Source organism: Pontibacter amylolyticus, assembly GCF_014638845.1.
GTDB classification, from domain to species: Bacteria; Bacteroidota; Bacteroidia; order Cytophagales; family Hymenobacteraceae; genus Pontibacter; species Pontibacter amylolyticus.
In genome coordinates this window covers 988,561-1,001,530 of record NZ_BMFP01000001.1, presented here as the reverse complement: position 1 = coordinate 1,001,530, position 12,970 = coordinate 988,561, and the positions used below count along the sequence as shown (strand labels likewise).

General features: G+C 52.5%; 11 protein-coding genes. 7 read left to right on the top strand and 4 right to left on the bottom strand.

All coding sequences use genetic code 11. The features are described from left to right. Nucleotides 1-3 precede the first annotated feature (3 nt). From murD to ftsZ, 7 genes are read left to right on the top strand one after another with little or no spacing between them, the layout of a single operon-like run. Nucleotides 4-1,347 (top strand): UDP-N-acetylmuramoyl-L-alanine--D-glutamate ligase, encoded by a 1,344-nt coding sequence (murD, locus tag IEV97_RS04390; RefSeq protein WP_188500260.1) that lies wholly within the window; start codon nt 4-6, stop codon nt 1,345-1,347. A 26-nt stretch (nt 1,348-1,373) separates the two neighbouring features. Then, the gene (locus IEV97_RS04385; RefSeq protein WP_188500259.1) at nt 1,374-2,522 is read left to right on the top strand and encodes an FtsW/RodA/SpoVE family cell cycle protein; all 1,149 of its coding nucleotides are present in this window, start codon (nt 1,374-1,376) and stop codon (nt 2,520-2,522) included. After that, nucleotides 2,515-3,627, top strand: a complete 1,113-nt coding sequence (gene murG / locus IEV97_RS04380; protein WP_188500258.1) for an undecaprenyldiphospho-muramoylpentapeptide beta-N-acetylglucosaminyltransferase — start codon at nt 2,515-2,517, stop codon at nt 3,625-3,627. The genes IEV97_RS04385 and murG overlap by 8 nt, the downstream gene beginning before the upstream one ends. Continuing rightward, nucleotides 3,624-5,018 (top strand): UDP-N-acetylmuramate--L-alanine ligase, encoded by a 1,395-nt coding sequence (gene murC, locus IEV97_RS04375; protein WP_188500257.1) that lies wholly within the window; start codon nt 3,624-3,626, stop codon nt 5,016-5,018. The genes murG and murC overlap by 4 nt, the downstream gene beginning before the upstream one ends. A gap of 49 nt (nt 5,019-5,067) precedes the next feature. Beyond that, a complete protein-coding gene (locus IEV97_RS04370) occupies nt 5,068-5,781 on the top strand; it encodes a cell division protein FtsQ/DivIB (protein ID WP_229733788.1) in 714 nt (237 codons plus the stop codon). A 12-nt stretch (nt 5,782-5,793) separates the two neighbouring features. Further along, complete coding sequence (ftsA, locus tag IEV97_RS04365; RefSeq protein ID WP_188500255.1) at nt 5,794-7,086, top strand: cell division protein FtsA; 1,293 nt, start codon at nt 5,794-5,796, stop codon at nt 7,084-7,086. A gap of 46 nt (nt 7,087-7,132) precedes the next feature. Further along, entirely contained in the window at nt 7,133-8,749 is a 1,617-nt protein-coding gene (gene ftsZ / locus IEV97_RS04360; protein WP_188500254.1) for a cell division protein FtsZ, read from the top strand. A gap of 433 nt (nt 8,750-9,182) precedes the next feature. Here ftsZ and IEV97_RS04355 read toward each other — a convergent pair whose 3' ends face one another. From IEV97_RS04355 to IEV97_RS04340, 4 genes are all read right to left on the bottom strand, one after another. Next, on the bottom strand, nt 9,183-9,437 hold the full coding sequence (locus IEV97_RS04355) for a hypothetical protein (protein ID WP_188500253.1): 255 nt from the start codon (nt 9,435-9,437) through the stop codon (nt 9,183-9,185). Between the two features lie 31 nt (nt 9,438-9,468). Beyond that, nucleotides 9,469-9,993, bottom strand: coding sequence for an NADPH-dependent FMN reductase (locus IEV97_RS04350; RefSeq protein WP_188500252.1), 525 nt, complete (start codon nt 9,991-9,993; stop codon nt 9,469-9,471). Nucleotides 9,994-10,140: 147 nt separating this feature from the next. Further along, nucleotides 10,141-10,893: a succinate dehydrogenase/fumarate reductase iron-sulfur subunit gene (locus IEV97_RS04345; protein WP_188500251.1), complete on the bottom strand. Its 753-nt coding sequence runs from the start codon at nt 10,891-10,893 to the stop codon at nt 10,141-10,143. Between the two features lie 123 nt (nt 10,894-11,016). Continuing rightward, complete coding sequence (locus IEV97_RS04340) at nt 11,017-12,951, bottom strand: fumarate reductase/succinate dehydrogenase flavoprotein subunit (protein WP_188500250.1); 1,935 nt, start codon at nt 12,949-12,951, stop codon at nt 11,017-11,019. Between the last annotated feature and the right edge of the window lie 19 nt (nt 12,952-12,970).

The window sequence follows — 12,970 nt, the reverse complement described above, 5'->3', positions numbered from 1 at the left end:
ACTATGAAACTGGCGATACTCGGAGCGGGAGAAAGTGGCGTTGGGGCAGCATTGCTGGCCAAGGCGAAGGGGCTGGACGTGTTCGTCTCGGACATGGGGCAGATCAAGGAGGTATACAAAGCCAAACTGGCAACAGCGGCTATACCTTACGAGGAGGGTACCCATACCTTCGAGCGTATCCTGGAGGCTAACGAGATTGTGAAGAGCCCGGGTATACCGGAGAAGGCGGCCATCATGCAGGAGGCGATCAAGCGCGGGATTCCGGTTATCTCGGAGATCGAGTTTGCCGGCCGCTATACCGATGCGAAGTTCATTTGCATCACGGGCACCAACGGCAAGACCACGACCACCTTGCTGACCTACCACTTGCTGAAAAGCGCAGGTATAAACGTGGGGCTGGCGGGTAACATAGGCGAGAGCCTGGCCGAGAAGGTAATTGACAACAAGCACGCGTACTACGTGGTGGAGCTGAGCAGTTTTCAGCTCGACAACATGTACCAGTTCAAAGCACATATTGGAGTACTGTTAAATATTACGCCAGACCACCTAGACCGGTATGGCTATGACTTAAACAAGTACGCCGCCTCGAAGATGCGCATTGCGCAGAACATGAGCGGCGCGGACTATTTTATCTACAACAACGATGATGATATTATCCGTAATGCGTTCGATTCTGCGTCTTTTGGCGGAACCACAGTCCCATTCTCGCTCCAAGCAAAAGAGGGTGCGAAAGTACTATGTGAAGGGACACATGTTAAAGTAAACGTCAGGTTCTTCGAAGGCGACATCGACGCCTCGCGCTCGGCCCTGATCGGCAAGCACAACCAGTACAACACGATGGCTGCCGTGGCGGTCGCCAAGCTGATGGGGGTAGAGGACAGCCAGATTGAAAAGGGGCTGGAAACCTTCGAGAACGCCGAGCACCGTTTGCAGGTGATCACGGTCTCAAGGGAAGTCACCTACATCAACGACTCGAAAGCGACCAACGTGGAAGCCGTGTACTACGCGCTGGAAGGCATCAAGCAGCCGATCATCTGGATCGCGGGCGGTGTGGACAAAGGCAACGACTACAGCGTGCTGCAGGAACTGGCCAAAGAAAAAGTGAAAGTGCTGGTGTGTCTGGGCAAGGACAACGACAAGCTGAAGGAAGCATTCGGACGCATCGTGCCGGTGGTAGTGGAAACGATCTCTATGGAATATGCCGTTCGCATGGGCAAATTGCTTTCCACGCCCGGTGATGTGGTGCTGTTGTCGCCGGCCTGCGCGAGTTTTGATTTATTCAACAATTACGAGCACCGGGGCCAGCGCTTCAAGGAGGCCGTGGAGAAGATAGTTTTGAAAAAGTAAGTTTTTAATTTTTAGCCAAAGGTATTATGATCAAGCAGTGGTTACAGCGAAACCTGAAAGGGGACGCAGTGCTTTGGGGCATCGTGTTGATGTTCTCGCTTATCAGCGTGGCAGTCGTGTATTCGGCTACCGGTACCTTGGCGTACAAGCAAAAAGACGGCAACACCGAGTACTTCCTCTTCAAGCACTCCTCGCTAATCTTCATCGGTCTGGCCTTTATGTGGCTGGCCCACAAGATCGATTACCGCTACTATTCCCGACTTTCGCTGGTAGCGCTTATCCTGTCTGTGCCACTGTTGCTCTATACCTTCTTCTTCGGTTCGAACATCAACGAAGCGTCCCGCTGGATCACCATCCCGGTGATCAATCAGACCTTCCAGCCTTCGGATTTGGCGAAACTGGCCCTGATCTCATACCTGGCGAGTATGCTCTCCAAGAAGCAAAACAACCTCGACGACTGGAAGCGCAACTTACTGCCGATCTTCGCCTGGACGGGTTTTATCTGCGCCCTGATCGCTTTGACGAACACCTCTACCGCGGTACTGCTGTTCCTGACAAGCCTTTTGCTGATGTTTATCGGTCGCGTGCCGATGAAATCGCTGGCTGTTTTTGTAATAGCGGGTGCTATGCTGGGTGGGGTCGGTTTGGCGGCTGGTCAGCGTCTGGGTACGGCCATCAGCCGTGTAGAGGCTTTCTTCGACGAGTCTGAAACCGCTTTCCAGCTGGAACAGTCCTACATCGCGATCGCAACGGGCGGCGTGGTGGGCAAAGGCCCTGGCAACAGCGACCAGCGCGATATCCTGCCGCACCCTTACTCAGATTTTATCTATGCAATTATACTGGAAGAATACGGCCTGTTGGGTGGAGTGTTGGTGCTCTTCCTATACCTGGCCCTGCTCTACCGGGGCCTGGTCACGGTCACGAAAAGCAACGGCGCCTTCGGTGGTTTGCTGGCAGCCGGTCTGAGTTTCAGTCTGGTCTTGCAAGGGATGATCAATATGGGCGTGGCCGTAGGCTTGGGTCCGATCACAGGTCTGCCACTGCCACTCCTGAGTATGGGGGGTACATCACTGATCTTCACGGGTATCTCGATTGGGATCATCCTGAGTGTGAGCCGCACCGTGAAGGCAGAGGAAACACTGGGTCCAACCGCTAAAGTGACGGCCAATGCCTAATCCGCAGCGTCCATATCGCTTCATCATCAGCGGTGGCGGCACCGGCGGGCACATTTACCCGGCCATTGCCATTGCCAACCAAATCAAGGTGGTACACCCTGATGCGGAAATCCTGTTTGTGGGAGCGATCGGGCGTATGGAAATGACACGCGTACCGGAAGCGGGCTATAAGATTGTCGGTCTCTGGATCAGCGGACTGCAGCGCCGCCTCACACTGGACAACCTCTCATTCCCCTGGAAAGTGATCACCAGCATCCGGATGTCGAACAAGATCATCCGTGATTTTAAACCGGATGCCGTGGTAGGTGTGGGGGGCTATGCGAGTGGTCCGTTGCTGTATGCGGCGACCAGGCAAGGTATACCGGCCCTGATTCAGGAGCAGAACTCTTATGCCGGCATCACCAACAAGCTGTTGGCAAAGCGCGCGCAAAAGATATGCGTGGCTTACAACAACATGGACGCCTTCTTCCCGGCTGAAAAGCTGGTGCTGACAGGAAACCCGGTTCGCAAGGACATCATGGAGCTCGAAGGCAAACGCCGCGAGGCCCTGCTGCACTTCGGACTGACCTCTGAAAAGAAAACCATCCTGGTGATAGGCGGCAGTCTGGGCGCCAGAACCATCAACGAAAGTATAGCCGCCGGGCTGCAGCAGATTGCAGAGGCGGGCTACCAACTGATCTGGCAGACGGGCAGAGCTTTTTACCCGCAGGCACAAGAACTGGAGAAGCCGTTTGCCGACGCAGGTATACGCGCCTTCGATTTCATCCGGCAGATGGACCTGGCCTATGCCGCCGCCGATGTGGTAGTCTCCAGAGCCGGAGCACTTTCGATCTCGGAGCTTTGCTTGGCCGGGAAGCCGAGTATACTGGTCCCTTCGCCCAATGTGGCGGAAGATCACCAGACCAAGAACGCCATGTCGCTGGTGCAGGAGCAGGCCGCCCTGTTGGTGCGCGACGCCGAAGCACAGCAAAAGCTGATACCTGCTGCCTTAGAGCTGGCTGGTAACGAGGTAGAGCAGCACCGGCTGGCGCAGAACATACTGAAACTGGCGCGGCCTAATGCCGCTGTTGATATTGTAAACGAACTGTTAAAGTTGATCAAGTGAGACTGGAAGACTATAGCTATATCTATTTCCTTGGCATCGGCGGCATCGGCATGAGTGCCATCGCCCGCTGGTTCAATGCCCGGAAGCTTCCGGTATGGGGCTACGATAAAACGCGCACCCCACTCACCGAGGCACTGGAGCAGGAAGGTATACGCGTGCATTACACCGACGACGTGAACCAACTGCCGCAGGAAGTACTGGCTAACAAAGAGACGACCCTAGTGGTGCTCACGCCGGCCATACCTGCCGAGCATACCGAATGGGCCTACTTGAAGGAGCAGGGCTATACCATCAAGAAGCGCTCAGAGGTGTTGGGCATTATCACCGGTTCGGCCTATACCGTGGCCGTGGCCGGTACGCATGGCAAGACGACGACTTCTTCCATCGTGACGCATTTGCTGCACGAAGGCGGAGTGGACTGTTCAGCTTTCCTGGGAGGTATCGCCACGAATCTGAATTCGAATCTTTTGATCGGGAAAGGTACGGCGGAGAAGGAGACGATTGTGGTGGAGGCTGACGAGTACGACCGTTCTTTCCTAACACTCTACCCGGATATTGCCATCGTGACCTCGGCTGATCCCGATCACTTGGATATCTATGGCGACAAAGAGGAGATGATCCGAACGTTCCAGAAGTTCATCAGCCAGGTGAAGCCCGGCGGCTATTTGATCTTGCACAGCGCCACCGACCCGCGGTTACTCGAAAAAGTACAGGACGGAGTTAGGGTAATCCGTTACAGTTTGAACGAAGGCGAAGGTCATGTGCAACAGCTTGAGATACAGGGATACAGCTTCTGTTTTGACGCAGAGACACCCTTTGGTAACATAGCCCGTCTGGTGCTTGGTTTACCCGGATATCACAATGTGGAGAACGCGCTGGCCGCACTGGTAGCAGGCCAGATTATGGGCGTATCAGAAGACCGATTGCGCGAGGCGCTGGCAAGTTACAGAGGTGTGAAGCGCCGCTTCGAAGTGGTGTATGAAGGACAGGGCAAGGTATACATCGACGACTATGCGCACCACCCAAAAGAGATCGACGCGTTCATGACATCTTTGCGTGCCATTTACCCGGACAAAAAGCTGACGGTGGTGTTTCAGCCGCATTTGTTCAGCCGCACCCGCGACTTTGCGACCGAATTCGCACTAAGTCTGAGTGCCGCCGACGAGTTGATTATGCTGGACATCTACCCGGCACGGGAAAAGCCAATTGAAGGTGTAACGTCAGAAATGATTTTGGGCTTAGTAAACGGTCCGAAAAAAAGACTTTTACATAAAGAAGATGTGGCAGCTTATTTAGCCGAAAACATTGATTTTGAGGTACTGGCAACAGTAGGAGCCGGTGATATCGATACGTTGGTAAAGCCTATAAAAAATATTTTAGAAAATAACTGAAATGGGCTTGAATAGTAAAATAAAATCTTTAATTTTTGCATGTTGTAGCATGGTCACTATCGCCGCACTAGCAGGGTTCGCTTCCTCTCGCCAAAATGAAAAAAAGTGTGAGAAAGTGTCAATAACAATTGATAATGAGTACAATAATTACTTTATTGGGGAAGAGGAAGTCAGAGACCTGCTGACCCGCGAGGGAGAGCGAAAACTGGAAGGTTTGCCCAACCAGCAAATCGACCTGAAAAACCTCGAAAAGCGCATTGAAGCGCACAGCTTTGTGAAGGAAGCAGAGGTGTTCAAAGGGTTAGACGGCAACATACAAGTAAGCATAAAACAGAACAGGCCTATAGCAAGAATTATACGACCAGATCAGGATGTCTACATCGACGCAGAGGGGAATATGCTGCCCCTTTCCGACAGATACACCGCTCGTGTCATACCTATTACGAAGACCCGGTCCGGCAGACCGTTCGGCCGGGATTTTTTCCAGGATTCTACAGGCCAGGCCTACCTTTCTCTGCTGCGTTTTATTGAAAACGATCAGTTTTGGAAAGCCCAATTAGCCCAAATGCACATTGATGAGAAGGGCAAAGTATCTTTCCTGCCACAGGTAGGGGAGCACACCATTGAGTTTGGAAAACCGGACGAAGCGGAACAGAAATTTAAGAAGTTGATGGTCTTTTATAAAGAAGTACTACCCGTGATGGGCTGGGATAAATATAAGAGAGTCAACGTGGAATACGAAGATCAGATTATTTGTGAATAACATATACAGCATATGCAGAACGACAAAATTGTAGTAGGCTTGGACATCGGCACAACCAAAGTTTGCGCACTTGTTGGTCGGAAGAATGAGTATGGAAAGCTGGAAATTCTTGGGATGGGCAAAGCCATCTCGGAAGGGGTGGTGCGCGGTATTGTCAGCAATATCGACAAAACCGTTGAGGCGATCAGGAAAGCAGTTCAGCAGGCCGAAGATCAGGCGAGCATCAACATCAAGGTAGTGAACGTGGGCATTGCCGGTCAGCACATCAAGAGCCTGCAGCACAATGGCAGCATCACCCGCCAGATGACGGACGATGAGATAACGGTAGACGATGTGAACCGTTTGACAAACGATATGTACCGTTTGGTGACACCTCCCGGCAGCGAGATCATCCATGTGATGCCGCAGGAGTACAAAGTGGACTACGAGGAAGGAATTACGGACCCGGTGGGTATGTCGGGTGTGCGACTGGAGGGCAACTTCCACATCATCACCGCGCAGTCAAACGCGATCAGCAACATCAACAAATGCATCGCCCGTGCCGGACTGGAAATCGACAACCTGATCCTGGAGCCGCTTGCCTCGAGCATGTCGGTGCTCAGCGATGAGGAGAAGGAAGCAGGGGTGGCGCTGGTTGACATTGGCGGCGGCACGACAGATCTTGCCATTTTCAAAGACAATATTATCCGCCATACGGCAGTTCTTCCTTTTGGCGGTAACATCATCACCTCTGACATCAAGCAGGGCTGCATGGTGATGCAGAACCAGGCGGAGCAGCTGAAAGTGAAGTTTGGAAAGGCGATTGCGGACGAGGCTTCAGATAACGAGATCGTTTCCATACCTGGTTTGCGTGACCGTACGCCGAAGGAAATCTCCCTGAAAAACCTGGCCTACATCATTGAGGCGAGAATGGAAGAGATCGTGGAGCTGATCTACTCTGAAATAGTTCGCTCAGGGTATAGCAATAGCCTGGCGGCAGGCATCGTGATCACGGGTGGCGGCGCGCAGCTCCAGAACCTGGTGCAGCTGGTGGAGTACATCACCGGCATGGATACCCGCATTGGCTATCCGAACGAGCACCTGGGCAAGTCGAAGATCGATGCGGTGAAGAGCCCGATGCACGCAACGGGTGTTGGCCTGGTGCTGGCCGGCTACCAGTCGCTCGACCAGCGCGAAGAGAAGCATGTGGAAGTGCAGCAACCGGAAGTATACAATAAAGTAGTAACCAAAGCTGCCAGCAAAGAAGGAAGCAGCAAAAGATTGATCGACAGACTCAAGGGTCTTTTGTCGGACGATATCGATTAGTTAGAAGCATAATTATTAGAAACCCATAATAGCAGGAGATTTTAGCATGACATCAATGTACAGTTTTGACCTACCGGCAAGCGGTAAGTCCATCATTAAGGTGATTGGCGTCGGAGGTGGAGGCAGCAACGCGGTAAACTTCATGTATGGCCAGGGCATCAAGGACGTAGAATTCGTGATTTGCAACACGGATATGCAAGCCTTGAAAAGCAGCAGCGTACCTAACAAACTTCAGATTGGCCTGAACCTGACCGAAGGTCTGGGAGCCGGAGCCAACCCTGAAAAAGGAAAGCACGCCGCCCTTGAAAGTAAGGAGGAAATTCGTGAGCTACTCAGCAACGATACCAAAATGGTATTCATCACTGCTGGTATGGGGGGTGGTACTGGTACAGGTGCTGCACCCGTTATTGCTAAAGTCGCTAAAGAACTGGGTATCCTGACAGTGGGTATTGTGACGGCTCCGTTTGGCTTCGAGGGCAGAAAGAAAAAGATTGCCGCAGAAAACGGCATCAAGGAACTGAGCGAGAACTGCGACACGATCCTCGTTATCCTGAACGACAAGCTTCGCGAGATGTTCGGCAACCTGGCGATCCGGGAGGCTTTCGCGAAGGCCGACAACGTGTTGACCACAGCCGCTAAATCTATTGCTGAAATCATTACCGTAACAGCCGAGATCAACGTCGACTTCGAAGACGTGAAAACGGTTATGAAAGATTCTGGAGCTGCAGTGATGGGTTCTGCAACGACAGAAGGTGAGGGGCGTGCGCTCCGAGCCGCCGAAGAAGCGCTTTCTTCTCCTTTGCTTAACAACACCGATATCCACGGTGCTCAGAAGATCCTTCTTTCTATCATGTCTGGTGACCAGGCTGAACTGGAAATGGATGAGTTGACTGAGATCACAGAATATATCCAGGACAAAGCCGGCCAGGAGGCAGAGGTAATCTTCGGTCACGGAATCGACTCTTCACTGGGTCAGAGCATCCGCGTGACCGTGATCGCCACTGGTTTCGCCAGCAGCGCTGAGGCGATCATCGAGCCAAAAAAAACAGTGTTTGACCTGGAAAGCCAAAAAAAAATAGAAGTAGCTGAGCCAGCCAAACCGGAGCAGCCCAAAATGGTGAACTTCGTACCAGAGCCAGTAGTAGCGCCTGTTGCAACGCCTCAGCCGCCTCAGCCTGTGCAGCAGCAGTTCGAGATCCGTCGTCCGATGGTAGAGCAGCCGCAGCAGCCGGTGCAGCCGCAGGCCCCGCAACAGCAGCAGTACCAGCAGCCGCAGGCGCCTCAACCACAGCAGCCGGCGCAGCAGCAACCGCAGCGCCGCGTTTTTAACCTGGAGGGCTCTACTACACAAGAGTTCGGCAACGGTTTTGGTGCATCGCAGCAGGAAGACTATGCCACTCGCGAAGCGAAACGCCTGGAAGCAGAGCGTGAGCTGATGCGGCAAAAAGCCATCGAGCGCCGTGAGCGCCTGAAAATGCTCAGCACCGACATGACGACGAGCGAAGCCATGAAAGAAAAGATGGATGTGCCTGCTTACCTGCGCCGCAATGTGGCCCTAGATTCAGTGACGCATTCTTCTGAGCGCAACATATCCCGTTTCAACCTCAACGATGACAACGAGATACTGGGCGACAACCGCTTTCTGCATGACAATGTAGACTAATCATTTATCCTGTTTTCTAATAATGTAAAGAGCCCGCCATTATGGTGGGCTCTTTTGCTTTAGACCGGATCTCTTTAATGACTATACCTGTACTACATCTATACCTTCGCTTGTACTGTATCTATACCTATACTATACCTAATACCTGTACTGCATCTATACCTAGCTTATACCTGGTCTCTACAACCGCTATACCTGTTCCATAGCTAGCAGGGCCGTTTCATTTTCTGGGATTATCCCCTTGAGGGGATTATAGGGGTGTAATTTCAGGCCTACAATGTTAACAATTGGCCAGGTTTTATTTACCCTCCAACTTTAAACACCCCTCTGAGAGCTTCGCTCGCAAACTTCGGACTCTCGCACTCACTTGTCCTCAAGGGGAGAATTTATTAGAATGAAACAGCCCTGCCAGGCTTAGCTCTTTATTCCCTGACTAAAATAGGCTCGACACAAAAATGGCCGGTAGAAGCAGCAGCAACAGGAGCTTTACAGCTGTCAGATAGACGATCGATATAGGCTGTCGCATGAGTTTCAGTATCGCCCAAACAGACAGGTTTGCCAGCATAAGCAGGGGGTAAACGAACAGGAATAAAATTGGAGCCTTGTCATTGCTTGTCCATACCTTGTAAACCAGCAGCACAAAAAGGATCAGGTTAACCAGCATTACAAGTAGGAAATGGTAGCGCATGCTTTGCCAGTCACAAGGTATAGCCTGGCGTTTAGAAATGGATAAACTGATCGATCTGCTGATTCAGTAGCTCCAAGTATAGCGGATTGGTGATGGCAGTGCCGTCGTAGTTTTTCTCGAACTGGGCCAGCCGGGGCTTGAGCGCCAGCACGTGCATGCCCAAATAGTTGAAGATATCCGTCAGGTGGCTCATGGCCAGACCGCTGCCCTGCACCCCGGAGGAGAGGCCTACCAGGGCTGCTTTCTTGTTGCGGAAGGTGTTCGGGTAGGAGAGCCCATCGATAAACGCCTTGAGCACGCCTGGGAAAGAGCCGTTGTACTCCGGCACGATGAACACGAACTTCTCTGAATCGCCAATGACAGCGCTTAGCTCGTTAAAGGCCTGGTTGGTGCCAATGTTGTCATAGAGGGCAGAAGCCGTAAAGTCAGCCGGGAGGTCAGCCAGATCCAGTATCTGGTTAGCTATCTGCCGCTCGTCCAGCAGCCTGGCGTATAGGTTGGCTACCGCTCTGGAGTTGGAGGAAGGTCTGTTGGTGCCCGTTATTATGGTGATCATAGTGTCATGAGGTGTTCTTCTGTAAACAGACGCTAAGCTCTACGGTTTGCAGAAAGGTATAGATGTCAGAATATAAATGCGAATATAAAAGCAAAAGGCGAGAACAGTTGCCTGTCTCGCCTTTTGCTTTTATTAGGATCAGGAAAACTATATGTTCTCAGAACTTGCCTTCGCTCCCAGATATTCCATGTTCATCATCGCGATGTTGTCCAGCGAAATACCTACCGGGCATTCAGCAGCACAAGCCCCGGTGTTCGAGCAGGCACCAAAGCCTTCCACGTCCATCTGCGCTACCATGTTCTCAACGCGTGTTTTGCGCTCTACCTTGCCCTGCGGCAGCATAGCCAGCTGCGATACCTTCGCGCTCACGAACAGCATGGCCGAAGCATTCTTACAAGCCGCCACACAAGCACCACAGCCAATACAAGTTGCAGCGTCAAACGCTTTGTCGGCGATTGTCTTAGGTATAGCAATCTCGTTTGCGTCGGGTACGCCACCTGTGTTCACAGACACGTAGCCGCCCGCCTGTTGAATGCGGTCGAAGGCAGAACGGTCTACGATCAGGTCTTTGTGCACCGGGAAAGCGGCTGCTCTCCAGGGCTCGATCGTGATGGTGTCGCCGTGGTTGAAGTGACGCATGTGCAGCTGGCAAGTGGTTGTGCCGCGCTCCGGCCCGTGTGCACGGCCGTTGATGAACAAGCTGCACATACCGCATATACCTTCGCGGCAATCATGGTCGAAGGCAACAGGGTCTTCGCCCTTCACCAGCAGTTCTTCGTTGAGCACGTCCAGCATCTCCAGAAAAGACATATCCGGAGATATGTTCATTAGTGGATAGGTTACCAGCTGACCTGCAGAGTTTTTATCTTTTTGGCGCCAAATCTTCAATGTGAGGTCCATTGGTTTAGCATTTGGATTACTTCCAGCCATTTCTTTATTAATTACGAATTAAGAATCATGAATTAAGAATTATTAACTACCTGGTATCAGGTCCATTATTCATTCCTAATTATTAATTAATCATTACTTGTAGCTGCGCTGCGTCAGCTTCACGTTCTCGAACTTGAGCTCTTCCTTGTGGAGCACAGGCTGGTTGCCAGTACCCGTAAACTCCCAGGCAGCTACATAAGCAAAGTTCTCATCGTCACGCAGGGCCTCGTTCTCCGGCGTCTGGTATTCCTCACGGAAGTGACCGCCGCAAGACTCGTTTCTGTGCAGTGCGTCGTCTACCATCAGTTCGCCCAGTTCCAAGAAGTCAGCCACGCGGTGCGCTTTCTCCAGGGTCTGGTTCAGCTCTTCGTTCACACCGGTCACTTTCACGTTCTGCCAGAACTCGTCGCGCAGCTTGCGGATCTCCTGTTTCGCGAACTGAAGACCTTCCGCATTACGGGCCATACCGCAGTAGTCCCACATGATCTGGCCAAGCGCCTTGTGGAAATCATCCACGGTACGGTTGCCTTTGATAGAAAGAAGACGCTGGGTAATGCCCATCACGTTCTGCTCTGCTTCCTTAAAGGCAGGGTGGTCGGTGCTCACTTTGTCATAAGGCGTTTGCGCCAGGTAGTCACCGATGGTGTAAGGGATCACAAAGTAACCGTCGGCCAGACCCTGCATCAGGGCCGAAGCACCGAGTCGGTTAGCACCGTGGTCAGAGAAGTTACACTCGCCTGTTGCGTACAGACCCGGGATGTTGGTCATCAGGTTGTAATCCACCCACAGGCCACCCATGGTATAGTGTACGGCAGGGTAGATACGCATTGGGCTTTCGTATGGGTTCTCGTCCGTGATTTTGGCATACATCTCGAAGAGGTTACCATACTTGGCAGCAATGGCTGGCTGGCCTTCGCGCTTGATTGCGTCAGCGAAGTCGAGGAACACGGCCAGGCCGGAGGAACCTACGCCACGACCTTCGTCGCACACCAGCTTGGCGTTGCGGGAAGCCACGTCGCGTGGCACGAGGTTACCGAAAGCCGGGTACTTACGCTCCAGGTAATAATCGCGGTCTTCTTCTTTGATATCGTTTATTTTGATCTCACCCTTGCGCAGGCGCTGGGCAATCTCAACCGTTTTTGGCACCCAAACACGGCCATCGTTACGGAGCGACTCTGACATCAGCGTCAGTTTAGACTGATAGTCGCCGGATACAGGTATACAAGTCGGGTGAATCTGGGTGAAGCAAGGGTTAGCGAACAAAGCTCCTTTCTTGTGCGCTCTCCAGGCTGCCGTCGCGTTGGAGCCCATCGCGTTGGTAGAAAGGAAGAATACGTTGCCGTAGCCACCTGTTGCCAGCACCACCGCGTGCGCACTGTGCGACTCGATCTTGCCTGTGATCAGGTTACGCACCACGATGCCACGCGCTTTGCCGTCCACCATCACGAGGTCCAGCATTTCGGTGCGTGGGTACATTTTCACTTTGCCGTAGGCTACCTGACGGTTCAGGGCAGAGTAGGCACCCAGTAACAGCTGCTGTCCGGTTTGGCCACGGGCGTAGAACGTACGCGATACCTGCGCACCACCGAACGAACGGTTGGCCAGCAGACCGCCGTACTCACGCGCGAAAGGAACACCCTGCGCCACGCACTGGTCGATGATGTCAACAGACACCTGCGCCAGGCGGTACACGTTTGCCTCACGAGCGCGGTAGTCACCACCTTTGATGGTGTCGTAGAATAGGCGGAAGATCGAGTCACCGTCGTTCTGGTAGTTTTTAGCGGCGTTGATACCACCCTGTGCAGCAATAGAGTGCGCACGGCGTGGGGAGTCCTGGAAGCAGAACGCTTTTACGTTATAGCCCAGTTCGCCCAGTGTAGCAGCGGCAGAAGCACCGGCAAGACCGGTACCTACTACAATGATGTCGTATTTACGTTTGTTGGCCGGGTTTACCAGCTTCACATTGAATTTATGCTTATCCCACTTTTCAGCTAATGCGCCTTCCGGGATTTTAGAATCTAATATCATAGCAAGTATATTAGCTTAA